Source organism: Variovorax raffinosi, assembly GCF_051216615.1.
In the GTDB taxonomy this organism is placed as follows: Bacteria; Pseudomonadota; Gammaproteobacteria; order Burkholderiales; family Burkholderiaceae_C; genus Variovorax.
In genome coordinates, this window is the sequence record NZ_JBPJZR010000005.1 from 16,924 (window position 1) to 41,925 (window position 25,002).

A 25,002-nucleotide genomic window follows, 5' to 3' on the forward strand; every position below is an offset into this window, starting at 1 on the left:
CCGGTTTTTATTGCTTCTTCAGCAGGGCGTCGTTGGCGGCCAGGTCCTTCATGCGCACGGTGCCGGCGCTCTTCTGGTCGTCGGCGCTGGCGAAGACCACGCGGCCGCCCTTGACCTCGCCGAACACCGGAATGTTGGCGGTGATGGCGTCGTGGTCGGTCTTGGTGAAGGGCTTGTTGTAGGTCGTCACCACGCCTTCGACCGGCGCCTGCAGGTCTTCGAGCGCGGCCTTGATCTTCGGGCCGTCGGTGCTGCCGGCCTGCTTGATCGCGGCGGCCAGCAGGTAGATGGAGTCGTAACCCTGCGCTGCCGACACCGGCGAATCCATGCGGTTGTTCTTGGGCTTGAACTTGGCGACGAAGGCGTCGATGAATGCCTTGCGCTTGGGCGTGGTCGGCTCCTGGATGAAGGTCTGCGGCATGCGCGCGCCGTCGCCGCCGGGGCCGGCGTTGTCGATGAAGTTGGCCATGGCCAGCGTCCAGCTGCCGACGATCGGCACCTTCCAGCCCAGCTTGGTCATGCCGTTGGCGATCTGGGCCAGCTCGGGGCCGATGCCGTAGGTGAGCACCGCCTCCGCGCCGGCTTCCTTCGACTTGAGCAACTGGGCCGTCATGTCGACGTCCTTGATGTTGAACTTCTCGACCGCCACGGCCGTGATGCCCTTGTTCTTGAGCGCGCGCTCCAGATCCTCGCGGCCGAGCTGGCCGTAGTTGGTGGAATCGGCCAGGATCGCGACCTTCTTGTAGCCGCGGCGCACGATGGCCTCTTCCACGATCATCGGCGCCTGGATGCTGTCATGCGCGGCGTTGCGAAAGACGTAATTCTCGGGGTCCTTGTCGAACTGGTGCGTGATGACCGAGCCGGTGGCCACGTTGTTGAGCACCGGGATCTTTGCCTCCTGGAAGAAGCGCTGCGAGGCCAGCGCCACGCCGGTGTTGATGTAGCCCACTGCGGCCACGACCTTTTCCTTGTTGACGAACTCCTGGGCGATCTGCACGCCGCGTTCGTTCTTGGCTTCGTCGTCGCGCTCGACCAGCTGGATCTGGCGGCCCAGCACGCCGCCGGCCTTGTTGATTTCTTCCGTGGCCAGCCGCACCCCGTCGCGCATGCTCACGCCCATCGAGGACGAGCCGCCGGTGTAGGGCCCGTCCACGCCGATCTTGATCGGATCGGCCGCAAAGGCGGCGGCCGACAGGGCGAGCGCGCTGGTCAGGGCCAGCAGCTTGAAACGGAATTGCATGAGAAGGTCTCCAACGATGTTATGAAAGTCTGGGTCGGACCGAAAGGGACAACGCGCAAGCGCGAAGCCCACAAAACATAGTCGATAAACCGCTCCGCGCCCAGAGAGTGACAACCCTAGCCGGAGCTGTTCCGCGGGAGACAGCCGCGCGTCAGACTGGTGCGTAGGCGCCCGTGCCTCCGGGCCAGGCCGTCAGCACGTCATAGCCATCGGGCGTGACCGCCACCATGTGCTCCCACTGGGCGGACAGAGACCGGTCCTTCGTCACGACCGTCCACCCGTCGGGCAATTGCCGGGTATCGCGCTGGCCGGCGTTGAGCATCGGCTCGATGGTGAAGACCATCCCCACCTCCAGCTTGAGCCCTTCTCCACGCCGCCCGTAGTGCAGCACCTGGAGCTCTTCGTGATAGACCTGACCGATGCCGTGCCCGCAGTACTCGCGCACCACGCTGAAATGCTCCCGCTGGGCAACCGACTGGATGGCATGGCCGATATCGCCCAGCGTCGCGCCAGGCCTGACCTGGTGGATGCCGGCCAGCATGGCTTCGTACGTCGTCTCCACCAGCCGCCGCGCCAACACGCTGGGGGCACCGACGAAGTACATGCGGCTGGTGTCACCGAACCAGCCGTCCTTGATGACGGCGACATCGATGTTGACGATGTCGCCCTTCTTCAGGATCTTGTCGGGCGAGGGAATGCCATGACAGACCACCTGGTTGACGGAAGTGAGGATGGTCTTGGGATATCCGAGATACCCCACGTTGGCGGGAATGGCGCCCTGCACTTTCACGATGTGCTCGTGGCAGATCTGGTCGAGCGTTTCCGTGCTCACCCCTGGCACGACGTAGGGCTCGATCATGCTCAGGACCTCTGCGGCAAGACCGCCGGCCCGTCGCGCCATTTCGATGTCCTCGGCGGACTTGATGCGAATGTCTCGGGCCATCAGCGTTTTCCGGTTGTTGATGCGCGCGGCTTGCCGGAAGACTGGGCTGTCGCAGCCGCGGCGATGTCCAGCCCGCCCGAGAGTTCGGCCTGTATCAGCAGTTGGCAGACTTCGCGGTAGTCCAGCTCCGGGTGCATCTCGGTCAGCATGCCGACCCGCATCCAGTGCTCTGCCTGCGCGTTGATGGACCTGCTGAGGGCGTTGCCCGCCACTCGCAGGTTTTCGTGCATGAGGTCGGAGATTTTTACGATGCCCATTTGCGATTCCTATATGAAACGTATATGCATTATATATACGGAATATGGTCCATCAAGGTCCGGGTCGATGAGGTCCACGAGACCGCTGTGGCCAAGCGCGGCCAACAGGGCTTCAACCAAGGTCAGCAATCAGCGGCCGTTCGGCTCGCAGGCTGGATCGGATGCAGCGAACAAGAGTTGAGAGCTCGGCATCAGGTCGAACTCACGCTGACGCTGGTGGACGAGGGATGCCCGTCTGCTGAAGCCGCTGGCCATTCACTTCGCCAAGCCGGCTTGAAACCGTGCTTCAATCACCGCCGCCCCATACGACGCGGAATGGTCCATGCACACGACAGATATACACGTCTGCGACGACGTTGATCCAGCATTCGAAGCCTTGCTCGAACAAGGGCTCAACGGTTTCAACGATGTCGCGGTGGGGTATGGCGACAGGAAGCCGCTTGCCGTCGTCCTGTCCGACGCACAGACACGAAAACCCATCGGCGGTGCCGTCGGACGATCGTCGCTGGGGCTGCTTTTTCTTGACCTCTTCTACCTTCCTACGACACTCAGAGGTCGTGGTCTGGGTTCGGAGATTCTGCGGAAATTCGAAGCCGAGGGTCAAAGACGCGGGTGCGTTTCAGCGGTTCTGTACACCATCAGCTTTCAGGCGCCGGAGTTCTACAAGCGCCACGGGTGGAAGGTGTTCGGCGAGATTCCATGCGCGCCGGCCGGAACAAGCCGCATCTTTTTGACGAAGACGCTGTGAGGTCTTGCGACCACAAGCGGTCATTTGCCCAGCGCCTTCAATTGGTTGATCAAGCAATGTTCGATTCGAACTCTCCAAACCATCCACCCGACTTGATCAAGTGCTTCTTCGAGTATGTTCATCAGCAAGGTGCACTGATGCGCGTCCTCGATGCGCTCACTCAGCGGATCAGCTATGTCTACAACGAGGAAGGCTGCTGGTTTCCTGACCCTGATGATCCAGACCCCTACTTTCACTTTGAAGGGGTGAAGTTCGGCCTGGTCGATGAATCGGCGATCGTCGTGATCTCGGAAGCGGAATGCTGGCAATATGTGCGGCAGGTCGCGAAGGTGTACGCAGCGGAGTGCGAGACCAACGCAGTCGCCGTTGCGCGAATGCTGGCGCGGATCGTCGGGTAAGGAGCACGTGTCTTCGAGCTCCCTCGCACTATGGCCTGCCGGCACAGTTCGGCCACAACCAGACCCTCGCTGGCAACCCACAGTTAGACGAAGAAAACCCGCAAGACGGACTTTATGTCCGCTGTGCCGAGAAACCTTGCAAGCCCGGCCGATCGCTTGAAAGAGAGACCCATGGTTCCAACCAAGGCATGCCCCGTTGTGTTGAGGCGCACCGACGACATCGAGGTGCTTGCTTTCGAGCATCCGCTGGCAGGATTCCAGCTCGTGAAGGGTTCGATAGATCCGGATGAATCGCCGGCGGCCGCTGCGGTGAGAGAGTTGCAGGAGGAATCTGGACTGAAGGCGAGTTCTGTGAGCGCGGACCTTGGCATTTGGGTGCCCGGCTATCAAGACCAAGTCTGGTCGTTTCATGTTTGCCACGTCTCGCACCCGCCGCCTGAACGTTGGATGCACCATGCAGCAGACGACGGCGGCCATGACTTCAGATTTTTCTGGCAACCACTGAGCAAGCCCGTCTCCGACGAATGGCACTGGGTCTTTCGCGGAGCACTTTCGTTTGTTGCTGAGCGTGTTCTTGTGCGATAGAGCCAGAGGGCAGCACGCAGCCATCCCACCGAAAAGCAAACATGTCCAATCCCGATGATTCATGGCCCTTCGAGGACGCACCAAACGTTGCGTGTTTCACCCTCAAGTCAATCATGGAGAGGGCCAAGCCCATCCTCTTGGTATCGCGCGACGCTGAAAGTGAGTCCTGGCAGATGCTCACAGGCGACGCGTTCAACATGGATGAGGCGATGCTGGTTCTGCTCAAGAACCTCGTAGCGCTCGACGCAAGCTTGCTCGAACTGGCGGACCTGCCTTGGGGTTGGTCGGCCTGGCGTGAGAGCCCCGGCGCGCCATGGATTCGGCGAGCCGACGCCGAGCAGGCGGCCGATTGAGCACCAAGCTCAAAAGCGGCCAGGAGTTGTTCGCTCATCGTCCTGACAACATTCAACAAGCAGTAGCTATTGCCTGAGGGAAATCTAAAACATGACAAGTGTTTCTGCCAGCCTGCTTTCAAGCAGCGGCTTTCTGGTCCTTTTGGTGGGGTTCCTATGCGGCGCCCCTTTGGGCAGCGCGATCAACAAGAACCAAGACGAAGAACGTATTCGAGCTTGGCGGGTTGCGCATTCAAGTTTGGTTGGCGGGGGTGTCATGCTTCTTGCCATTGCCCCCAATCTTTTGTATGTTGAGTTGCCTTTGAACCTGACGGTTCTGGCCTCGGCAATGCTCTGCGTTTCCGTCTGGTCGTTCACCTTCGCTCTGACTTTTGGAGCCTTAAAGGGGCATCGAGGAACAGAGCGAGGAGCCGGGTTTGGTGCAGCAATCACTTATGCCGCCAACTTGACGGGGGTGGTCCTCTCGATGATTTCGATTCTGGTGCTTGCATACGGAGCAATCGTTCACCTCTATCGTTCTTTGTCGTTGGCTTGACTTGCGGCGAACAGCTGCTTCCGAGCGCGTCGAAAGTCGCCTTCGGGCCCGAAGCGATCCCGGCTCGTACTCGACAGCGGTTGTTTCGCCAGCAGGCTCCTGACAGCAGGTCGGCACATACGACGAAACTCCCGCTGGCCGATGCGCGCTCGTTTGCCCAGCTACCATCCTGACGATTCATTCTTCCCGCTCACAAGAAAACGACTCGAGGACATGCTCACCGCGCTCTACTACCTGCTGATGCTCTTGCTCGGATATGCCTGGTACAAATTCGGGCAGAACCTGCTCCGGAAGGGGTATCGCGATGAGAACGACCAACGCACCGAAGGACTTGTGGGACCGTTGGGATTGCTCGTGATTTCTGCCGTGGCCTGCTACCTCTTGTTCGCGTTGTTGCGCGCGCTGGTTCGGGGTGAGGTGTCATGCATCGGCAGGGGTTGCAAGACGCACGTCTACACCCTGGCGGCACATGCGGGCGACTACTGGGCCAACATGTTCTACCTCGCGTGGATGGTGCTTGGCCTGAGCTATGCGGTGTATGTGACGCTCAAGATCTGGTTCCGACGGTAACGCTGTCGGAGCGGCGGCGAACTGCGATGCATAGTGGGTGGACATCCGACCCGACTCTGCCTACCAAGGACTCAGCACGATGAACGACGACGACACCTACGACACCGAGCTTTCGCCCACAGAGAGCGCGTGGGTTGCAAGGCTGCCTCAAGCTGAACTGGCGTTCATCGATGCAGCGCTTCTTTCACAAGTCTCCAACGATTGGAGGAAGGTCGCGCGCGTAGTTGGGATGACGATGCTATCGATGCCAGACCACCTGGACGGAGTTCCCGACGCCTTCTTCGCGAAGCGGGTTGGACTGTTCGTCGAGTCTGGCCAACTGGAGTCGCAGGGCAACCTTCGGCGGATGCGATTTAGCGAAGTGCGACGTAGGTCTGCCTGACAACAGCATCCGGCCAGAGGAGAGCAATGCCGGCCTTCAAGATCGGTCGCTCAACGTTCGGGGCTGAGCCATGAGTGGCGAATGGGCACAGAAGGCTCGGAATGAAATCAGAGCCTGAAGTTGCAAGCCAGATCGAGCGGAGAGTCAGGCGTCGCTGCCCAAAGGCTTGTGACGTTGCTCTGCATATGCCTTGAGCGACAGCATGGTTCGAGGAAGCCCCTCGCGAACCTGCTTGGCAACGCCCGGTCCGAACAGAAACGCAAGGGCACCTGTGAACCACACGCGGTGAGCCACCTCCGACCCGCCGGCCACCGGAGACACCGTGTGCTCGAAGTGCATGCGAAACAGAGGGATGTGACCTTCTACGGTGAACGATCGGCCCTCGGTCCGCTCTGTGACAGCCATCGGCACGCCCATGCCTTTGCTGGGAGAAATCCGGCCCCTTGTTCCGACTGCGAATGGCCCATCGAGTCGGGCTTGCTTGGTGTCCGGGTCCCAAAGATGCCATCGGTCGACCTCACTCCAGATGTTGTCGATGACCATGGGCGGGACTGCGATGTGGATGCGTTCTTCTATGTGCATGGGATGGATAAACCTTGTCGCCGAGCCTATCGGAATGTCTCCCGCAGAACGTGAGTAGTACGCTGGGCGAAGCGGGATATTCTGGATATGACGTCCCCCGATTTACTCCCACCAAGCAGGTTGGCACTCCGATCGAGGGGCAGCAACCAAACGGTCGCGCGACCGGCTACATTCGTCCAGAGGATGACAGTTCGCGACGATGAGCCAGCAATCGGCTCGGGCCGCATGTCGCCTCGAATGCCGCATCAGGAGATGGCCTTCGGGCCTCGTACAAACAGCACTCTCTCAACCTACGAAGAAGACCTGCATGACCGAGACAGCCAAGGTAAAAGGACCCGCCTCCTACTTTCCCTCCATCGAAAAGACGTACGCCAAGCCGATCGCGCATTGGATGGAAGTTCTTCAGGAAGCAGGTCCTCTGAAGCACATGGAGCTTGTCAACCAGCTCAAGACCCAGCACCAGATCGGCCACGGGCACGCGAACGCCTTGGTTGCAGCATTTCTTGCGAAGAAGTAGCACTGCTCGCCATCCGTGCACCGTCGTACAAGCGAGAGCTTGCGAAGCTCGGCTCGCCAATGACATCGCGGCCGTTTTCCATCCAAACCGCAACAGGTGACTGATGGGGATGCGAAGTTTTCTGTACGGCTACATCGAGGAGGCCTGGCCGGGGGCCAGGACCGACGGTTCCGCGGTGCGCCGACAACTCCTGCTGGACAACACGCGATCCATCGAGAAGCACAACGACGACGTGCTTCAGTCCTTGCCCTTGGAAGACAAGTGGCCTCCCGTGAGCAGGCACATGTTCGCGTGCCCGCCGTGGGATGCCCCGATGATCAACTTCAGGACTCGCCCGATTCACTTCGCCGCGTCCCTCAAGGAGGTTGACTGGGAGCTGCGCGATTGGCTCGACAAGTTCGAAGCCCTGTTGCGACGTCTCTACTGGGAGAAGGCCGTCGTTCATTTCGATGGCGCCTACATCGGAAGCCAGAAATTCGAATGGCGTCCCGCTATCGAATGGGTTCATCGTTTGACTGATGGCGTGCTGGAGCCGATTGCCGATTGGACCTTTCACAGTTCCATCGAGACGTCGGAACTCGATCAGTTTCGCGACAGCCCAACCAAACCGATCGACTGACGCGAAGAACGGTCGAGCAGCAAGCACTTATCAAACTGAAGCCATGCGAAATTTATCGACTACCTGCCTGTTGGCCGCAATCTCCTTCTTCCATCTGAGCGCCATGGCACAACAAAGCCTGTGCGCGCCGAATGAAGTCACCGAGTGGTCTTGTGCAGCCAAGAAGAAAACATATTCGCTGTGCTCGTCCAAGGACCTTGGCGCCAACGCGGGCTACATGCAGTACCGCGCTGGCACGGCCTCGAAGACGGAGTTTGTGTTCCCCGAACGCCAGGAGCATCCAAAGGGAAACTTTCGTCTTTCTCTGCTGGCGAAGGGCGTCGTGTTGAGTTTCTCGAATGCCGGGTACGAGTACGCCATCTACGAACCGCTGGCGGGGTCAACGCATATTGATGTCACCAAGAACCAGGGGACCCAGGTAGCTGCCGTGGCGTGCACTTCGGCCACCGATACGCTCACGTTGACGAGCACGATGAAGCGCTTCGAGCTGGTGGGTATTTATCGATGAGCGGTCCGGTAAGGCTCGGCACATTCTTCAAGAAGCGCTTGTTCGCTCGCGCCGTCGCACCGTTCGCCTACCCGCCCTTCAAGGGCCCGGCGACCTTGTACGCGCTGAAGATGATGCCGGACGGCATTGCTTTCGCGCTGATGAGTTCAAAGGCCCGTGGCGGCGTCCCCTCCGCAAAGAAGCGCTTTCCGGCGCCCAGCAGGACCGGATAGACGACCAGCAGGACTTCATCCGCAAGCCCATGTTCGAGCAGCGTCGATGTCAGCGTGGCACTGCCCCAGACGATCAGGTTCGGCCCCGCCTGCGACTTGATGCGGCGAACGCCCTCGACGACGTCCGGCCCCAGGCCCTCGAACGGACCCCATTCAAGACTTTCCGGTCGGTGGGTCACGACGAATTTTTTCGCCGCATTCAAGCTGTCCGCCATCGGGCTGCTCGGAGCCTTCGGCCAGAAGCCCGACCACATGTCGTAGGTACGGCGGCCGAGCAGCAGATCGACGTGCCCGCCCTGCGCGGCGAGCAGTTCATCGCGCCCGGCGGGAGTCCGGTAGGGCATCGTCCAGTCCGCATAGGGGAAATCGTCTTCACCAGTGGTCTGGATCACGCCGTCCAGCGAGATGTGCGCCATGATTTTCAGCGTTCGCATGCGGGTCTCCGTTTGGGTTTGGAGGTTGCAGCCCTGTGGCCTTGGGCGAGGCAGTCGCGGTTTGAGCGGCGTGTTGCGGATGGTAGTGGACCTTGGCGGTGACCGGTCTGGTTCATCGCAGCCCCATCGAAAAAGGCCTCAGAGCCGACGACCGTGGCTCACAGCGGGCTTCTCATTACGCCCCGCCCTCGCCCACCGCAATACGCAACGCCTGAACCGTGGCATCGGCCGCTGCGATACACCGCTGCAGCTCTTCATTGACCACCCGAATCAGCGCACCGAGTTCGGTGCGCGTCGGATAGACCTCTTCTGCATCGTCCACACCTTGCGGCACGATGAGTTTTTCAATGCACGCATACGCACGCTGCACCACGTGCAGGCCGTCGATGTCATCGCATGCCTGCAGCGCAAGCGATTCGGCGCTGTCATCTTCAGGAGGTTCGGGAAGGAACGAGGGAGCGTGAGCCATGAATGGCCTCCAAGAGGTGCGGTTTGCTGAAACCGCCGCTCCCGAGACCAATCGGAGGCGGCAGCTCGACGGGTTGGTCTACCGGGCACCTCTTGCGAGAACCGGCCGGGCTTGCGCCCGCCCGTCGAGCCGCCAAAACTGGAGGCACGAACGACGAAGCCGCAGACCCTGCGGGAGTGACTGCGGCTTTCGTCGCAGAGATGCTTCGGGAGACCAATCCCGGTCACGCCTTTTTCGGGCGTGACGGGCGCAGCATAGCCACGCAAATATCCCCACCGCTCGAGGAATGGAAGCGGGGATTCCCCTACGAACCGCAGCCCCAACCCCGATGCTGGAACAATGCCTGCACCATGGACGGCCTCGATCTCATCAAAACATTCCGCGAAGTCGCGTTCCGGCGCAGCTTCTCCCGCGCAGCGATCTCGCTGGGCATGTCGAAAGCCACGGTCAGCCGCTATGTGGCCGAGCTGGAAACCCGCAGCGGCGTGCGCCTGCTGAACCGCTCCACCCGCTCCCTGAGCCTGACCGACGCCGGCCAGGTGCTGTTGGACCGCAGCACCGAGCTGGTGACGATGGCCGAGAACACGCTCAACGACCTGCAGGGCCACGGCGCCCACCCGCGCGGGCGCCTGCGCATGAGCGCGCCCAACGGCCTGATCGCGGGCTGGATGTCGGACGTGATCGCCGAGTTCATCAAGCGCTACCCCGACGTGTACGTGAGCCTGGTCTTCACCAACGGCGAGGTCGACCTGATCGGCGAAGGCATCGACATCCACCTGACGGGCGGGCGCATCGACGACATGAACCTGATCGTGCGCCGGCTGGTGAAGTTCGACATGGTGGTCTGCGCCACGCCGGCCTACTGGGCCCAGCGCGGCATTCCGCAGGTGCCCGACGACATGGCCCGGCACGACGTGCTGAGCTATTCGGCGGCGCCCACCTCGCACCTGCCCTTCGAGATCGACGGCAAGCCGCACGAGGTGCCGGTGCACAGCCGCATGGAAGCCAACGACGCGGTGGCGCTCATCGAGCTGGCGCTGCGCAGCGTGGGCGCGGTGTATGTGCCGGAGCCGCTGGCGCAGGTGCACCTGGAGCGCGGTGCGCTGGTGCCGGTGCTGCGCGAGTACATGCCGCGCGACCACGACCACTGGCTGTACGCGGCCTACTCGCAGCGCCGCCACAACAGCGCGGCCATGCGCGCGATGCTCGACTTCCTGGAGCAGTCGATGGGCCCTAACGGCGAGAACCCGGTGCTGCCGCCACTGCCGGCGCTGTCGCCGGTTTCCCCGCATCCAGCGGCAGCAGCAACGACATCAACAGCATCGCAGCCGCCTACATGCGCCCTTTCCAGGGTACAAGGCGTCGCTCGAGCCACCGCATCAGCAAGTCGAACAGATAAGCCACCACGCCAATGACGATGATCCCCATGATCACGATGTCGGTGCGCAAGAAATTCGACGCGTTCAGCACCATCTGACCCAGCCCCATGTTGGCAGCCACCATCTCGGCGGCCACCAGCGTAGTCCAGCCGAAGCCGATGGCGATGCGCATGCCCACCAGGATGTCGGGCAACGCCGACGGCAATATGACGTGGCGGATCACCTGCATGTAGCTGGCGCCCATCGAGTACGCCGCGTTGATCTGCTCCTGCGACGCGCTGCGCATGCCTGAGCGCGCGGCCAGTGCCAGCGGCGCGAAGCAGCTCAGGAAGATCAGCAGCACCTTGGGCAGTTCGTCGATGCCGAACCAGATGATGATGAGCGGCAGGTACGCCAGCGGCGGCAGCGGCCGGTAGAACTCCAGCGGCGGATCGAAGATGCCGCGCCAGAAGCGGCTCATGCCCATCGCGATGCCCACCGGAATGGCGGTGGCGCAGGCCAGGAAGAAGGCCGAGAACACGCGGAACATGCTGGCCAGGAAGTGCTGCCACAGCGGCTTGTCGTTGGCCTGGCCGGTGAGGTATTCGTAGAACTGCTGAAACACCGCCTGCGGCGTCGGCAGGAACAGCGGCTTGACCCAGCCCATGTTGGTGACAAGGAACCACAGCGCGATGAGCGTTGCCACGGTGACCACGCTGATGGTCACGCTCGAGCCCTCGCCCGGCACCTTGAAGGCGCTGGTCTTGAGCTTGGTGCCGGCCGCGGGGGCGGGCGGCGCGGCGGGCTTGGACGGCGGTGGTTGCGTCATGACGGCAACTGCGACAGGCGATGCAATGGTGACCTCAGGCATGTGCAACCTCGCGATGATGAATGATCGACAGCACTTCTTCGCGCATGCGGATGAATTCGGGCTCGGACTTCACCTTGCGTGAATCGCCGTGCGCAAGAAACTGGCGCGAGAAGGGCACGGTGTCGTAGACGTGCGAGATGCGCCCCGGGCTCGGGCTCATCACGATCAACCGTGTGGCGAGGAACAGCGCTTCTTCGACCGAGTGGGTGATGAAGAACACCATCTTGTTCGACTTGGACCAGGCCTTGAGCAAAATCTCCTGCACCTGTTCGCGCGTGAATGCGTCGAGTGCGCCCATGGGTTCGTCCATGAGAAGAACAGCCGGGTCGCTGGCGAGTGCGCGTGCAATGCCCACGCGTTGCTGCATGCCGCCCGACAGTTCGTACACGGCGCGGTCGGCGTATTGCTGGAGGCCGACGAGTGCGAGTTTTTCTTCGGCGATGCGGTCACGCTCGGCCTTGCCTGTGCCGGCCAGTCGCAGGCCGAGTGCCACGTTGTCGCGCACGTTGAGCCAGGGCATGAGCGCATGCTTCTGGAACACCACGCCACGATCGGCGCCGGGGCCGATCACGGGTTTGCCGTCGAGCAAGATTTCTCCGGTCGAGGGCGGAAGAAAGCCGGCGATGCTGTTGAGCAAAGTAGTCTTGCCGCAGCCCGAAGCGCCGAGTGCAACGACGAAGTCGCCGTCGCGCATCGTGAGGTTGACGGGGGCCAGCGCCTGCAGCGTGCCGCCCTTGACGGCGTAGTTGACCGTGAGGTCGCGAATATCGAGCGTGGGCATTTCAGTTCTCCATTGCACGTTGCGTGTTCGGGGGCTTGCTGTTCTTGACGCTGCTGTTCGTTCGGGGCGGGTTCATTCAGGGCGGGTGCGAATGACACCAGGTGCTCCCCTCCGCGAATGTCCCCCGCTTCGCTCCTCCTTTATTTCGCTGCGGGGAGCACCTGGTGTCATTCGCACTGGGGCACGCTGCTGGTGTGCAGCCGATCAACGACTGCTCTGTCCAACGTTCGCGCCGATACGGGGCTCTTTTTCGCGAAATAAAGGAGGAGCGAAGCGGGGGACATTCGCGAAAAGAGCACCGTGTCGGCGGGAGCGTCGCCCTGAATGCCCCCTACAAAAGCGCCAGCCTCAGGGCCTACTTACCCATCGCCTTGTCGACATAAACAGTGGTCACGAAAGCGCCGTAGTCCGGCTTAACTTCCTGCACCCTCCCCTGCTCTTTCAGGAAAGCCGCAGTCCCCGCCATCGCCTTGGCCGCACCACCACCCAGCCACGTAGGCGAGACCTGCTCAGCCATCGTCGGGAAGGTGTACAGCGCCATTGCCGCACCCACGTCCTTCGGGTCCGCCTTGGTCCACTTGGCCATTGCCTTGGTCTGCGGTGAATCGGGCGTCCAGCTCTTGCCGGTGGCTTTGTATTCCTCGTTCGCGCGGTTGAGCGCCTTCACGAACGCGATCATGAAAGGCTCGTTGGCCGCCGCCCACTTGGCGTTGACCACGATGCCCTCGAAGGTCGGCGCGCCGCGCTTGCCGATGCTGCCCGAGGTGGCAATGGTCTTGCCGTTGGACTTGATCTTCGAGAGCACCGGGTCCCAGATGAAGGTGGCGTCGATGTCGCCGCGTTCCCATGCGGCCGCGATCTCGGGCGGGCGCATGTTCATCACGTTCACGCTCTTGGGATCGACGCCGTCCATCTTCATGCCGGCCATGAGCTGGTAGTGCGCGGTCGACACAAAAGGCGTGGCCACCTTCTTGCCGGCCAGGTCCTTCATGCTGTTGATGTTGGAGCCGTTGCGCGCGATGAGTGCTTCCGCATTCGCGATGTCGGCCGAGATCCAGAAGAGCTTGATGTCCTGCCCCTGGCTGGCTGCCGCCGTGAGCGGGCTGGAGCCGGTTTCGCCCATCTGCACGTCGCCCGACGCCATTGCGCGGATGACGTCGCCGCCACCCGAGAACATGCGCCAGTTGATCTTGTAGCCCGTGGCCTTCTCGACCTCGCCGGATTCCATCACCAGGCGCAGCGGCACCAGCATGTCCTGGTGGGCGAAAGTGAGTTCCTTGGTTTGCTGCGCGAAGGCGCTGCCGCAGAACGTGGTGAGCGCGGCGGCCAGTACCGCGAGTTGGAGGGGGAGACGGCGGGACATGGTCATCGATTTTCTCCAGTGGGTGAATCGGGGCGACTTTGCGCCTATCGGGTCCAGCCAGGAAGTGCCAGTGCTCTTGTGGGTGTGGAGCCAGCTTGTCGGTGAATACCCTTGTCTTGGTGCATGGGGCACTCGGACGGGGCGTGCCTTCTTAAAAAGCTCAGTGCGTCCGCAACCCGGCGGCCCGCTTCTCTCCGCGTGCCAGAGCCAGTTCTTCCACTGCCAGTCCCAAAGCCCGAATCCCTGCCGGGATCTGCGAAGCGGCGATAGACGACAACCTCAACCGGAAGAAGGGGCACGGGTACGGCGGCTTCGCAAAGAACACGTCGCCGGCTTCGATCAGCACGCCGTGGTTGCGCGCCATCAAAGCCAGTTCGGTCGCGTCCACCCACGTCGGCGCCTGCACCCAGATCGATGCGCCACCCGAGGGCAGCCGAAACTCAAAATCAGGCAGATGGTCGCGCAGCGCCTGTGCTGCCAAGGCCAACCGCTCCTGCATTGCGTGGTTCACCCGCCGCGCATGCGACTCGTGGTGCCCCAGAGAAAGAAACAGCGCATACGCATGCTGAAGGAACGCACTCGGGTGCCGCACCATCGCATGCCGGATCACGCGCAGCTCCTTGATGAGCGCACGCGGCGCCACGATGAAGCCGAGCCGCAGCGCAGGCGACAGGCTCTTCGACACGGAGCCCACGTAGATCACCCGCCCCGTCTTGTCCAGGCTCTTGAGCGCGGGCATCGGCGTGCCTTCGTACAGGTTCTCGGCCTCGTAGTCGTCCTCGATGATCACGAAGTCCTGCAACTCTGCCTTGCGCAGCAGCCACTGCCGCCGCTCCAGGCTCAAGGTCGCGGTCGTAGGACTTTGGTGTGAAGGCGTCACGAACAGGTAGTCCGCAGCGGGCAGCGCATCGACCACCAGCCCGTCTTCGTCCACATCGACCTCGACCCACTTCGGCTGCCGCAACGAAAAGCTGTTGCGCGCATGCGGATGCCCCGGCTCTTCCAAACCAACGCGCGTCTGCTCGTCGAACAGCGCCTCGGCCAGCAGGTAGTAGGCGTGCTGCGCGCCCATGGTGACGAGGATCTCTTCCTTCAGCGCGAACACGCCGCGCTTGGGCAGCAGCCGCGTGCGGATCTGCTCGATCAGGTCGGGCACGTCGTCGGTCTCGAAGTCGGGCGTCCAGTGCGGCAGTTGCGAACGCGCGAGGCTGCGGGCGCAGCACTCGCGGAAATCTTCGGTCGGAAAAAGCTGCGGGTCGTAGTTGCCGTAGACAAAAGGGTACGGGTAGTCACGCCACCGGTCGGGCTTGGACAGGGTGGGCTTGTCGACCAGCGAGCGCAGCACGCGGCCCGACCAGTCGGGTGGCTGGCTGGCCTGCCCGCTGCGCCCCACCAGCGGCTCGGCATGCGCGGCCGACTGCGGCCGCGCATTGCGCGCCACGAACACGCCGCTGCGCGGACGGGCTTCCAGAAAGCCTTCGTCGATGAGTTGCAAGTACGCCGAGGTGACAGTGTTGCGGCTCATGCCAAGCAGCGTGGCCAGTTCGCGCGACGACGGCAGCGGTGCGCCGGGGCTCAGGTGTTCTTCCAGGATCGCCTGGACCACGGCGGTGCGCAGGCGGGCTTGCAACGGCAATGCCGGTTGATCGGGCAGCGCGAAGAGCTGCGCCCATTGAGTGGCTCGCGGGTTGGGGGGCATGGTGCGCCGCAGTTTAGGACAGGCAGCCGAATTCGTGGTGCCCCGTGCTCTGGCTCGGTCGAATCCCCGCAACTGGCCCTATCGCGCCGGCAACCGGCTGCCTACCCTTGGCCCATTCATTTCCGGAGTTCCCGCGTGACCGCACAGCAGCCCTCTTCTTCTCCCGTGACCACCGCCACCCTTGCCGCCTTCAGCGACGCCTGGAACCGCCACGACATCGACGCGCTGATGAGCTTCATGACGCCCGACTGCATCTTCCAGACCGCCGCCGGCCCCGACGCCTGCGGCACCCGCCATGTGGGCACCGAGGCGGTGCGCAAGGCCTTCGCCGCTGCATGGGCCGCGGTGCCCGATGCGCAGTGGGTCAACGGCCAGCATTTCGTGCAGGGCGACTTCGGCACCTCGCAATGGACCTTCACCGGCACCGCTGGCGACGGCAGCCGCATCGAGACCGACGGCATCGACGTCTTCACCTTCAGGGGCGGAAAGATCCACCTGAAGAACGTGTTCCGCAAGGCGCGCCCGAACCTGCCCGCCGCGAAGTAAGCCGGCCCTTCTTCCCCTCTTCCTGGAGCCCTTCATGACCATGACAGGCACCGTGCAATTCGCAAGCGCCACTGCCAGCGTCGCCATCGACAGCGCATCGTTCGAGCAGCAGCAGCCACAGCAGACGCCCTTTCGGCCCTACGACCCGCAATACGACCCGCTGCACGCGCCCGACCCCGGCGCCGGCCGCGCCTACGCGCCCACCTGGTGGGTGGCGAGCGCCGGCACGCCGCCCGAGGACGACGGCCCGCTGGTGCATGACATCGATGTCGACGTGGCCATCATCGGCTCGGGTGCGACCGGCATGTCGACCGCGCTGTACCTGGCGCAGGAGCACGGCATTCGCGCCACGGTGCTCGAAGCCAACCAGGCCGCCTGGGGCTGCTCCAGCCGCAGCGGCGGCCAGGGCCAGAACGCGAGCGGGCGACTCAAGCGCTCGCAGTGGATCGAACGCTGGGGCATGGACACCGCGAAGAAGCTCGACGCCGAAATCCGCAGCGGCTTCGAGAACTTCCGCCACCTGACCACGCAGATCGACTGCGACGCCTGCGACGGCGGCCACCTGCATCTTGCGCACCGTTCAGAAAAGCTCGCGGGCCTGGACACCGAGGCCCGGCTGATGCGCGAGAAGTTCGGCTACGCCACCCGCATGATGAGCGCCGAAGAAGTGCGGCACGACTACTGCGACGAACGCGAGACCGTGGGCGCGATGTTCGAGCCCGAAGGCGTGGGCATCCATCCGCTGAAGTTCACCTTCGGCCTGATGCGCCGGGCGCGCGCGCTGGGCGTGACGGTCCACACATCGAGCCCGGTGCAAGGCTGGCACACCATCGATGGCGTGCACCACTTGCAGACGCCCGCCGGCGTGGTGCGCGCGCGCCGCGTGGCGGTGTGCACCGGCGGCTACACGGGGCAAGCGCTCAACCCGCTGCTGAAGAACCGGATCATGCCGATCCTGTCGAACTCGGTGGTCACGCGCCCGCTGACCGATGCGGAGCTGAAGGCCACCAACTTCAAGTCGCTCACCTTCATGACCGACACGCGCACGCTGCGCTTTTACTACCGGCTGCTCAAGGGCAACCGGCTGCAGATCGGCAGCCGCAGCGCGGTGAGCGGCGCGGACGCCGAAGGCCCGGTGCACCTGAAGCTGCTCACCGATGCCATCGCGCGCAAGTTCCCGCCGCTGGCGGGCATTCGCATCGACTACTCGTGGTGGGGCTGGGTCGACATGAGCCACGACATGATGCCGCGCATCACCCAACCCGACGCGAGCAAGAAGATCTGGTACGCGGTGGGCTACGGCGGCAACGGCGTGTCGTTCTCGACCTGGGCCGGCAAGCGGCTGGCCGAGCGCGTGGCGGGCAAGGACACGGGCAAGGATGTGTTCGAGCTGCCGATCTATCACTCGCCGCTGCCCTTCCCCAACGTGATGGGCATGGTCGAGTCGCAGGCCTTCGCGCCCTTTCGCCGCATGGGCCAGCGCATGCTCTACAAGTGGTACTGGCTGCGCGACGAGAAATAGCCAGGGCACACACAGGGCCGCGCACCGGCGGTGCGCGTTCACCGAAGTGGCGCATCGCCCCATTGCACAACGGGGCAAACCCGTGCCCTCTGGCCCTGCGGATCGCCCACCGTTGGCTCTTCGCTGGCGTGCAGCCAGCGCCTATCTTCGACACCAAGGCTCTCGCGAGCCGATATGGATTGCCTGTGTCGAACTCCCAGAGGTCTTGTCATGCCCCTTCCCCGCTTCACGCGTCGCACCACCCTGCTCTCGGCCGCCTTTCTTGGCGCGAACACCCTGCTGCCCTTACCGGTCTTCGCAGCCGATGAACCCAAGCGCGGCGGCACGCTGGTGATCGGCAGCACGCAGACGCCACGGCACCTGAACGGCGCGGTGCAATCGGGCATTGCCACGGCAATGCCCTCGACGCAGATCTTCGCGAGCCCGCTGCGCTTCGACGACAAGTGGAACCCGCAGCCCTACCTGGCGGAATCGTGGAAGCTGGCGGACGACGGCAAGTCGCTCACGCTCAAGCTGCGCAAGGACGCGTTGTTCCATGACGGCAAGCCGGTCACCTCGGCCGACGTGGCGTTCTCGATCATGGCGATCAAGGCCAACCATCCGTTCACCACCATGCTCGGCCCGGTCGAGAAGGTGGAAACGCCCGATGCAACCACGGCCATCATCCGCATGAGCGTGCCGCACCCGGCCATCGTGCTGGCGATGTCGCCGGCGCTGTGCCCGATTCTTCCCAAGCACATCTACGGCGACGGGCAGGACCTGAAGAACCATCCGCGCAACAGCACCGACGTGATCGGCTCGGGCCCGTTCCGCGTGACCGACTTCAAGCCGGCGCAGCGCGTGGTGCTGGAGCGCTTCGACAAATTCTTCCTGCCGAACAAGCCGTACCTGGACAAGATCATCGTCAACATCACGCCCGACTCGGCGAGCCTGATCCTCGGGCTGGAGCGCGGCGACATCCAGATGGTGCCCTTCGCCACGCTGCCCACCGACTTGAAGCGGCTGGCGAACGACCCCAAGGTGTCGCTCACGCCCAAAGGCTACGAAGGCATCGGCGCGCTCAACTGGCTGGCCTTCAACACCGCGAAGAAGCCGCTGTCCGACGTGCAGGTGCGCAAGGCCATCGCCACCGCCATCGACAAGAACTTCATCACCAAGGCGCTGATGGGCGGCTTTGCCACCGTGTCCGACGGCCCGCTGGTGGCCAGCAGCCCCTTTGCGGTGACGGACCTCGTGCGCTACCCGCTCGACCTGAAGAAGGCCGGCGAAATGCTCGACGCCGCGGGCTACAAGGCCGGTGCCGGCGGCGAGCGCTTCAAGCTCACCATCGACTACCTGCCCGGCGCCGACGACCAGCAGAAGAACGTGGCCGAGTACATCCGTGGCCAGCTCAAGAAGGTGGGCATCACGGTCGAGGTGCGCGCCTCGGCCGACTTCCCGGCCTGGGCCAAGCGGCTGGCCTCGCACGACTTCGACCTGTCGATGGACACGGTGTTCAACTGGGGCGATCCGGTCATCGGCGTGCACCGCACCTACCTGTCGACCAACATCAAGCCGATCGTGTGGACCAACACGCAGTCGTATGCCAACCCGAAGGTGGACGAGCTGCTCAACACCGCCGGCGGCCTGATCGATGCAACGCAGCGCAAGGCCTACTACGCGACCTTCCAGAAGATCGTGACCGACGAGCTGCCCATCGAGTTCATCAACCAGGTGCCGTATCACACGGTCAGCAGCAAGAAGCTGGCGAACGTGCCCACCACCATCTGGGGGCCGATGTCGCCGATGGACGAGGTCTACTTCAAGTAAGAAGCGCGCGGCAACAACATCATGGGCATGCTGCGCTACGCCGCCTCGCGACTGCTCCAGGCCATCGGCCTGGTGCTCGCGGTGGTGGTCCTGAACTTCGTGCTGGTGCACGCCGCGCCGGGTGATCCGGTGGAAACCATTGCCGGCGCCAGCGGCGGCATGTCGCCCGAGCTGATGGCGCAACTGCGCACGCAGTACGGGCTCGACAAGCCGCTGCCGGTGCAGCTGCTCGTGTACCTGGGCAAGGTGGCGAGTGGCGACCTGGGCTATTCGTACTTCTTCAACCTGCCGGTGACGCACCTGATTGCCGAGCGCGTGCCGGCCACGCTGCTGCTGGTGCTCAGCGCGGTGCTGCTGGCCTTCGTGGTGGGCACGGCCCTGGGCGTGCTGTCGTCGCGCAAGCCGAACGGCTGGCTGTCGCAGTTCATCAACGTGCTGTCGCTGGTGGGTTTTGCCGCGCCGGTGTTCTGGCTGGGCATCATGCTGGTGATCTTGCTGGCCTCGGTGTTCCCCATCCTGCCGGTGGCGGGCATGCGCGCCATCGATTCGAGCGGCACCGGTGGCCTGGCGGACATGGTCGACGTGGCCTACCACCTGGTGCTGCCCACGCTCACGCTGAGCCTGGTGTACCTGGCGCAGTACAGCCGGCTCGCGCGCTCGTCGATGCTCGATGTACTGGGCTCGGACTTCATCCGCACCGCGCGCGCCAAGGGCCTGGCCGACCGCGTGGTGCTCTACAAGCATGCGCTGCGCAATGCGCTGCTGCCGGTGGTCACGGTGCTGGGGCTGCAGTTCGGCAACGTGCTGGCGGGCGCCATCCTGGTCGAGACGGTCTTCAACTGGCCGGGCCTGGGCCGGCTGGCCTTCGAGTCGGTGCTGCGGCGCGACTACCCGACCATCCTGGGCGTGCTGCTGTTCTCTTCCATCGTGGTGGTGGTGATGAACCAGCTCACCGATCTTTGCTACCGCTTCATCGATCCACGGATCAAGGCTTCATGAACAAGGTCGTCGCGATGCCCTCCGTCCCTGCCGCATCTTCCAGAACCAACGCCGCAGCCGCAACGGCGGCCCGGCCCGCCGTGCGCGTGGAGCACCCCGGCATGGAAGCGCTGCGCATGTTCCTGCGCAACCCCTCGGCCATCGTCGGCATGGCGATGCTACTGCTGATCCTGCTGGTGGCCATCGCCGGGCCGTGGGTGCTGCCGGCCGACCCGTTCGAGATCAAGGCCGCGCCGCTCACACCGCCCTTCAGCGAAGAGGCCTGGCTCGGCACCGACTACCTGGGCCGCGACGTGCTCACTGCGCTGATCTACGGCGGGCGCGCCACGCTGCTGGTGGGCGCGGTCGCCGCGCTGCTGTCGGTGGCGATCGGCATCACGCTCGGCGCCTTCTCGGGCTACTACGGCGGCAAGATCGATGCCGCGCTGATGAAGCTCACCGAGTTCTTCCAGGTGCTGCCCGCGCTGCTGTTCGCGATGGTGGTGGTCACGCTGTTCTCGCCCACGCTGGTGACGGTGACGCTGGCCATCGGCATCGTGAGCTGGACCGGCACCGCGCGCCTCACGCGGGCCGAGTTCATGAAGTTCCGGGGGCTGGAGTTCGTGCGCGCCGAGCGGGCCATCGGCGCGCGCGACGCCCGCATCATCTGGAAAGTGATCCTGCCCAATGCGCTGCCGCCGCTGGTGGTGTCGGCCACGCTGGCAGTGGGCGCGGCGATTCTTTTCGAGGCGGGGCTTTCGTTCCTGGGCCTGGGCGATCCGAACCAGATGAGCTGGGGGCTGATGATCGGCTCCAGCCGGCAGTACGTGCTGTCGTGCTGGTGGGCCGTGGCCTTTCCGGGTGCGGCGATCTTCGTGACCGTGCTGGCCGTGAGCCTGATCGGCGACGGACTGAACGATGCCCTCAACCCCAAGCTGAGGGAACGCTGATGGCAACAAGCAACGACCCGCTCCTGCGCGTGCAGGACCTGCACGTCGAGTTCAAGACCCGGCGCGGGCAGGCGCTGGTGCTCAACGGTGTCGACTTCGAGATTCGCGCCGGCGAAACGCTGTGCGTTGTCGGCGAGTCGGGCTGCGGCAAGAGCATGACGGCGCTGGCACTGCTGCGGCTCATTCCCTCGCCGCCGGGGCGCATCCGCAGCGGCCGCGTGCTGTTCCAGGGCGAAGACCTGGTGCAGGCCAGCGACGCCCGCATGCGCGAGGTGCGCGGCAACCGCATCTCGATGATCTTCCAGGAGCCGATGACCTCGCTGAACCCGGTGTTCACCGTGGGCGACCAGATCGGTGAATCGCTGCAGTTGCATGCCGGCATGAACGCGCACGCGGCACGCCAGCGCGCCATCGAGATGCTGCAGCAGGTGGGCATTCCGGCACCCGAGCGGCGCGTGGACGAGTACCCGCACCAGCTCTCGGGCGGCATGCGCCAGCGCGTGATGATCGCGATGGCACTGGCCTGCCGGCCCGACATCCTGATTGCCGACGAGCCCACCACCGCGCTCGACGTGACAGTGCAGGCGCAAATCTTCGACCTGCTGCGCGACCTGCAGCGCGAGAAGGGCACGGCCATCCTGCTCATCACCCATGACATGGGCGCCGTCGCCGAAATGGCCGACCGCGTGATGGTGATGTACGCCGGCCGCGTGATCGAGCAAGGCACCACCGAGCAGGTGCTGTCCGAACCTGGCCACCCCTACACGCGCGGGCTGATCGACTGCCTGCCCGAGCTGGGCAGCAGCGCAGCCTTCGAGGACGGCACGCGCGATGAGCTGGCCGAGATCGCGGGCGTGGTGCCGTCGATCTGGGAGCTGGGCACGGGCTGCGCCTTTCGCGAACGCTGCCCGCAGGCGATGGCACGCTGCGCCGTCGAAGTGCCGCCGATGTTCGCGGTGCACGGGAACGTGGCCCGGGGCGTGCCGCATGGCGCAGCCTGCTGGCTGCACGCCGAAGCACTGGCGCAGCGCAACCTGCACGAAAAGGAAGCCGCATGACATTCATCGGCAAGACCGACACGCTGCTCGCGGTCGACGACCTGAAGGTGCATTTTCCGCGCGGCAAGGCCGGCTGGGGCCGCACGCCCGAGGTGGTGAAGGCGGTGGACGGTGTCTCCTTCGAGATCCGCCGCGGCAGCACGCTCGCGGTGGTGGGCGAATCGGGCTCGGGCAAGACCACGACCGCGCTCGCGGTGATGCGGCTGTCGCCCATCACCTCGGGCAGCATGCGGCTGGGCGACACCGACCTCGCCGCGCTGCAGGGTGAAAAGCTGCGGCAGGCGCGCACGCGCATGCAGATCATTTTTCAGGACCCGTTCTCTTCGCTGAATCCGCGCGAGCGCGCGGGCGCCGCCGTGCGCGCGCCGTTGGACCTGATGAACGTGGGCACGTCCGACGAACGCACGCGCCGCGTGGCCGAGCTGTTCGAGGCGGTGGGTTTGCGGCCCGAGCAGCAGCACCTGTTTCCGCATCAGTTCTCGGGCGGGCAACGCCAGCGCATCAACATCGCGCGGGCGCTGGCCACCAACCCCGAGCTGGTGGTGTGCGACGAGCCGGTGTCCGCGCTCGACATCGCCATTCGCGCGCAGATCCTCAACCTGCTGGCCCGGCTGCAGCGCGAGCTGGGCCTGACCTATCTTTTCATCTCGCACGACATGGCGGTGGTGGAACACATCTGCGACGACATCGCCGTGATGTACCTCGGCCAGATCGTCGAGCGCGCGCCACGGCGCAGCTTTTTCGCGCGGCCGCTGCACCCATACAGCGTGGCGTTGATGTCGGCGGTGCCCACCGTGAGCGGCGGGCGCAAGCGCGCGGCGAACCGCATCAAGCTGAGCGGTGACCCGCCGAGCCCCATCAATCCGCCCAAGGGCTGCCGCTTTGCAGGGCGCTGCCCGGTTGCCGAGCCAGCCTGCGCGGCCGAACTTCCACCGCTGCGCGAAGTCGCGCCCGATCATTGGGTACGCTGCAGGCGCGTCGATGTTGTCGACGGCCTGCCGCGCCCTCCTCTTTCGATTCCCACATCGCCATGAGCATCAGCAAAACCACCGTCTACCCCGCCCGCAAGATCATCACCATGAACCCGATGCAGCCGCACGCCACCCATGTGGCGGTGCGCGACGGCCGCGTGCTGTCCGTGGGCTCGCTCGCCGACATGCAGGCCTGGGGCGACTTCGCGCTCGACGAACGCTTTGCCGGCAAGGTGCTGATGCCTGGCCTCGTCGAAGGCCACTGCCACCTGAAGGAAGGCAGCATGTGGGACTGGACGTACCTGGGCTGGTTCGACCGCCGCGACCCCGAAGGCAAGGTGTGGAGCGGCCTGCGCTCGATGGATGAAGTGGTGGCGCGCCTTTCCGAAGTCGCCGCGAAGATGACGGCCGACGGCGTGCCCGACACCGAGCCGCTGGTGGCCTGGGGGTTCGATCCGATCTACTTCGGCGGCGAGCGCATGACGGTGCAGCACGTGGACCGCGCGAGCGCCACGCGCCCCATCGTCATCGGCCATGCCAACGGTCACCTGATGAACGTCAACAGCGCAATGTTGCGCATTGCCGAGATCACGCGCGACAACGAGGTCGAGGGCGTGGTCAAGTTCGCGAGCGGCCAAGCAGAAGGCGAGCCCACCGGCGAGCTGCAGGAGCCGGCCGCGATGTTCCTGGTGCTGCGCAAGATCGGCAATGCCGGCCTGCTCGCACCGATGACCGAGGCGGGCATCCGCTCCTTCGGCCGCCTGGCCTGCCTGCAGGGCGTGACCACCGCGACCGACCTCGTGAACAAGCTGACAGAAGAAGACTGCGGCGTGCTGGAGAAGGTGACGGAGGACGACGGCTTTGCGGTGCGCATCCTGCCGGCCTTCCAGGCTTTTCATGGCACGCATGGCGCGGCGCTCGGTGCAGAGCATGTGAAGAACCTGCTGCCGCGCAACACCGACCGCCTGCGCTACGGCCTCGTGAAGATGATGCTCGACGGATCGATTCAGGGCTTCTCGGCGCGACTGCGTTGGCCGGGCCACTTCAACGGTGCGCCCAACGGCATCTGGGTGACGGCCCCCGCGCAGTACGAAGCCGACTTCGAGACCTACCACCGCGCGGGCCTCACGATCCACACGCACACCAACGGCGACGAGGCCAGCGAGGTGGCCATCAACGCCATCGAGCGCGTGCTGACGAGTGCGCCGCGCCCCGACCATCGCCACACGCTGCAGCACGGCCAGATGATCGATGCGCCGCTGTTCCGCCGCATGGCGTCGCTGGGCCTGTGCGCCAACCTGTTCGCCAACCACATCTGGTACTGGGGTGACCAGCACTACGAGATGACCATGGGCCCCGACCGCGCCAACCGGCTCGATGCCTGCGGCAGCGCGCTCGCGGCGGGTGTGCCGCTGGCCATTCATTCGGATGCACCGGTCACGCCGTTGGGTCCGCTGTTCACCGCGTGGTGCGCGGTCAACCGCATCACGCCCAAGGGCCGGGTGCTGGGCGAGGCGGAGCGCATCACAGTGGCTCAGGCGTTGCGCGCGATCACGCTCGGTGCGGCGTGGACGTTGAAGCTCGACGGGGAGATCGGCAGCATCGAATGCGGCAAGCGTGCGGACTTCTGTGTGCTGGAAGACGATCCGTTGGAGATGGACCCTGTGTTGCTGAAGGATGCGCGTGTGTGGGGTACGGTGCTGTCTGGGCGCGTGTTCGAGGCGCAACGTCCGCTTTGAGGCTC

The 25,002-nt window shown here is 64.2% G+C and carries 29 protein-coding genes; 19 read left to right on the plus strand and 10 right to left on the minus strand.

The features are described 5' to 3' along the window. Window positions 1-7 precede the first annotated feature (7 nt). From ACSFB7_RS16495 to ACSFB7_RS16505, 3 genes are all read right to left on the minus strand, one after another. Window positions 8-1,240, minus strand: coding sequence for an ABC transporter substrate-binding protein (locus tag ACSFB7_RS16495; protein WP_435471917.1), 1,233 nt, complete (start codon window positions 1,238-1,240; stop codon window positions 8-10). A gap of 151 nt (window positions 1,241-1,391) precedes the next feature. Beyond that, window positions 1,392-2,183, minus strand: coding sequence for a type I methionyl aminopeptidase (gene map, locus ACSFB7_RS16500; RefSeq protein ID WP_435471919.1), 792 nt, complete (start codon window positions 2,181-2,183; stop codon window positions 1,392-1,394). Continuing rightward, entirely contained in the window at window positions 2,183-2,440 is a 258-nt protein-coding gene (locus tag ACSFB7_RS16505) for a ParD-like family protein (protein WP_435471921.1), read from the minus strand. The genes map and ACSFB7_RS16505 overlap by 1 nt, the downstream gene beginning before the upstream one ends. A gap of 322 nt (window positions 2,441-2,762) precedes the next feature. Here ACSFB7_RS16505 and ACSFB7_RS16510 point away from each other — a divergent pair, with 322 nt between their 5' ends. The 7 genes from ACSFB7_RS16510 to ACSFB7_RS16540 all read left to right on the plus strand — a co-directional run bounded on the left by ACSFB7_RS16510 (window position 2,763) and on the right by ACSFB7_RS16540 (window position 6,011). After that, window positions 2,763-3,188, plus strand: coding sequence for a GNAT family N-acetyltransferase (locus ACSFB7_RS16510; RefSeq protein ID WP_435471923.1), 426 nt, complete (start codon window positions 2,763-2,765; stop codon window positions 3,186-3,188). A gap of 56 nt (window positions 3,189-3,244) precedes the next feature. Beyond that, on the plus strand, window positions 3,245-3,586 hold the full coding sequence (gene cdiI, locus ACSFB7_RS16515; protein WP_435471925.1) for a ribonuclease toxin immunity protein CdiI: 342 nt from the start codon (window positions 3,245-3,247) through the stop codon (window positions 3,584-3,586). 171 nt (window positions 3,587-3,757) lie between these two features. After that, window positions 3,758-4,171: an NUDIX hydrolase gene (locus tag ACSFB7_RS16520; protein ID WP_435471927.1), complete on the plus strand. Its 414-nt coding sequence runs from the start codon at window positions 3,758-3,760 to the stop codon at window positions 4,169-4,171. Window positions 4,172-4,212: 41 nt separating this feature from the next. Beyond that, window positions 4,213-4,524, plus strand: a complete 312-nt coding sequence (locus ACSFB7_RS16525; RefSeq protein ID WP_435471929.1) for a hypothetical protein — start codon at window positions 4,213-4,215, stop codon at window positions 4,522-4,524. Between the two features lie 91 nt (window positions 4,525-4,615). After that, window positions 4,616-5,059 carry a styrene oxide isomerase gene (locus tag ACSFB7_RS16530; RefSeq protein WP_435471931.1) on the plus strand — a complete coding sequence of 148 codons (444 nt, stop codon included), beginning with the start codon at window positions 4,616-4,618 and terminating at the stop codon, window positions 5,057-5,059. Window positions 5,060-5,272: 213 nt separating this feature from the next. Further along, window positions 5,273-5,629, plus strand: coding sequence for a hypothetical protein (locus ACSFB7_RS16535; protein ID WP_435471932.1), 357 nt, complete (start codon window positions 5,273-5,275; stop codon window positions 5,627-5,629). A gap of 79 nt (window positions 5,630-5,708) precedes the next feature. Next, window positions 5,709-6,011 (plus strand): DUF3658 domain-containing protein, encoded by a 303-nt coding sequence (locus ACSFB7_RS16540; protein ID WP_435471934.1) that lies wholly within the window; start codon window positions 5,709-5,711, stop codon window positions 6,009-6,011. 144 nt (window positions 6,012-6,155) lie between these two features. Here the strand turns inward: ACSFB7_RS16540 and ACSFB7_RS16545 are convergent, their stop codons facing one another. Then, window positions 6,156-6,593 carry an SRPBCC family protein gene (locus ACSFB7_RS16545; protein ID WP_435471936.1) on the minus strand — a complete coding sequence of 146 codons (438 nt, stop codon included), beginning with the start codon at window positions 6,591-6,593 and terminating at the stop codon, window positions 6,156-6,158. Window positions 6,594-6,900: 307 nt separating this feature from the next. Here ACSFB7_RS16545 and ACSFB7_RS16550 point away from each other — a divergent pair, with 307 nt between their 5' ends. The 3 genes from ACSFB7_RS16550 (at window position 6,901) to ACSFB7_RS16560 (ending at window position 8,237) form a co-directional block, all read left to right on the plus strand. Then, a complete protein-coding gene (locus ACSFB7_RS16550) occupies window positions 6,901-7,110 on the plus strand; it encodes a DUF4287 domain-containing protein (protein WP_435471938.1) in 210 nt (69 codons plus the stop codon). 103 nt (window positions 7,111-7,213) lie between these two features. Beyond that, a complete protein-coding gene (locus ACSFB7_RS16555; RefSeq protein WP_435471940.1) occupies window positions 7,214-7,729 on the plus strand; it encodes a hypothetical protein in 516 nt (171 codons plus the stop codon). 43 nt (window positions 7,730-7,772) lie between these two features. Next, window positions 7,773-8,237: a hypothetical protein gene (locus ACSFB7_RS16560; RefSeq protein WP_435471942.1), complete on the plus strand. Its 465-nt coding sequence runs from the start codon at window positions 7,773-7,775 to the stop codon at window positions 8,235-8,237. Window positions 8,238-8,304: 67 nt separating this feature from the next. Here ACSFB7_RS16560 and ACSFB7_RS16565 read toward each other — a convergent pair whose 3' ends face one another. Together ACSFB7_RS16565 and ACSFB7_RS16570 are read right to left on the minus strand one after the other, a co-directional pair. Then, window positions 8,305-8,883 carry a dihydrofolate reductase family protein gene (locus tag ACSFB7_RS16565; protein WP_435471944.1) on the minus strand — a complete coding sequence of 193 codons (579 nt, stop codon included), beginning with the start codon at window positions 8,881-8,883 and terminating at the stop codon, window positions 8,305-8,307. Window positions 8,884-9,058: 175 nt separating this feature from the next. After that, complete coding sequence (locus ACSFB7_RS16570) at window positions 9,059-9,352, minus strand: hypothetical protein (RefSeq protein ID WP_435471946.1); 294 nt, start codon at window positions 9,350-9,352, stop codon at window positions 9,059-9,061. 350 nt (window positions 9,353-9,702) lie between these two features. Here ACSFB7_RS16570 and ACSFB7_RS16575 point away from each other — a divergent pair, with 350 nt between their 5' ends. Then, window positions 9,703-10,767 carry a LysR family transcriptional regulator gene (locus ACSFB7_RS16575; RefSeq protein WP_435471948.1) on the plus strand — a complete coding sequence of 355 codons (1,065 nt, stop codon included), beginning with the start codon at window positions 9,703-9,705 and terminating at the stop codon, window positions 10,765-10,767. On the opposite strand, the gene ACSFB7_RS16580 is transcribed toward ACSFB7_RS16575, so the two are convergent. From ACSFB7_RS16580 to pdxR, 4 genes are all read right to left on the minus strand, one after another. Then, entirely contained in the window at window positions 10,685-11,581 is an 897-nt protein-coding gene (locus tag ACSFB7_RS16580) for an ABC transporter permease subunit (protein ID WP_435471950.1), read from the minus strand. The genes ACSFB7_RS16575 and ACSFB7_RS16580 overlap by 83 nt on opposite strands. Further along, window positions 11,574-12,362 carry a taurine ABC transporter ATP-binding protein gene (locus ACSFB7_RS16585; protein WP_435471952.1) on the minus strand — a complete coding sequence of 263 codons (789 nt, stop codon included), beginning with the start codon at window positions 12,360-12,362 and terminating at the stop codon, window positions 11,574-11,576. The genes ACSFB7_RS16580 and ACSFB7_RS16585 overlap by 8 nt, the downstream gene beginning before the upstream one ends. A 355-nt stretch (window positions 12,363-12,717) precedes the next feature. Further along, entirely contained in the window at window positions 12,718-13,731 is a 1,014-nt protein-coding gene (tauA, locus tag ACSFB7_RS16590) for a taurine ABC transporter substrate-binding protein (RefSeq protein WP_435471954.1), read from the minus strand. 154 nt (window positions 13,732-13,885) lie between these two features. Next, the gene (gene pdxR, locus ACSFB7_RS16595; RefSeq protein ID WP_435471956.1) at window positions 13,886-15,424 is read right to left on the minus strand and encodes a MocR-like pyridoxine biosynthesis transcription factor PdxR; all 1,539 of its coding nucleotides are present in this window, start codon (window positions 15,422-15,424) and stop codon (window positions 13,886-13,888) included. Window positions 15,425-15,559: 135 nt separating this feature from the next. Here pdxR and ACSFB7_RS16600 point away from each other — a divergent pair, with 135 nt between their 5' ends. From ACSFB7_RS16600 to ACSFB7_RS16635, 8 genes are all read left to right on the plus strand, one after another. Next, the gene (locus ACSFB7_RS16600) at window positions 15,560-15,970 is read left to right on the plus strand and encodes a nuclear transport factor 2 family protein (RefSeq protein WP_435471958.1); all 411 of its coding nucleotides are present in this window, start codon (window positions 15,560-15,562) and stop codon (window positions 15,968-15,970) included. A 34-nt stretch (window positions 15,971-16,004) separates the two neighbouring features. Further along, window positions 16,005-17,492: an NAD(P)/FAD-dependent oxidoreductase gene (locus ACSFB7_RS16605; protein ID WP_435471960.1), complete on the plus strand. Its 1,488-nt coding sequence runs from the start codon at window positions 16,005-16,007 to the stop codon at window positions 17,490-17,492. Window positions 17,493-17,702: 210 nt separating this feature from the next. Beyond that, window positions 17,703-19,301: an ABC transporter substrate-binding protein gene (locus tag ACSFB7_RS16610; protein WP_435471962.1), complete on the plus strand. Its 1,599-nt coding sequence runs from the start codon at window positions 17,703-17,705 to the stop codon at window positions 19,299-19,301. 21 nt (window positions 19,302-19,322) lie between these two features. Further along, the gene (locus ACSFB7_RS16615; protein WP_435471964.1) at window positions 19,323-20,300 is read left to right on the plus strand and encodes an ABC transporter permease; all 978 of its coding nucleotides are present in this window, start codon (window positions 19,323-19,325) and stop codon (window positions 20,298-20,300) included. Beyond that, the gene (locus tag ACSFB7_RS16620) at window positions 20,297-21,229 is read left to right on the plus strand and encodes an ABC transporter permease (RefSeq protein WP_435471966.1); all 933 of its coding nucleotides are present in this window, start codon (window positions 20,297-20,299) and stop codon (window positions 21,227-21,229) included. The genes ACSFB7_RS16615 and ACSFB7_RS16620 overlap by 4 nt, the downstream gene beginning before the upstream one ends. Beyond that, a complete protein-coding gene (locus ACSFB7_RS16625; RefSeq protein WP_435471968.1) occupies window positions 21,229-22,287 on the plus strand; it encodes an ABC transporter ATP-binding protein in 1,059 nt (352 codons plus the stop codon). The genes ACSFB7_RS16620 and ACSFB7_RS16625 overlap by 1 nt, the downstream gene beginning before the upstream one ends. Beyond that, entirely contained in the window at window positions 22,284-23,321 is a 1,038-nt protein-coding gene (locus ACSFB7_RS16630) for an ABC transporter ATP-binding protein (RefSeq protein WP_435471970.1), read from the plus strand. Before ACSFB7_RS16625 ends, ACSFB7_RS16630 begins: the two co-directional genes overlap by 4 nt. Further along, entirely contained in the window at window positions 23,318-24,997 is a 1,680-nt protein-coding gene (locus tag ACSFB7_RS16635) for an amidohydrolase (protein ID WP_435471972.1), read from the plus strand. Before ACSFB7_RS16630 ends, ACSFB7_RS16635 begins: the two co-directional genes overlap by 4 nt. Window positions 24,998-25,002 lie beyond the last annotated feature (5 nt).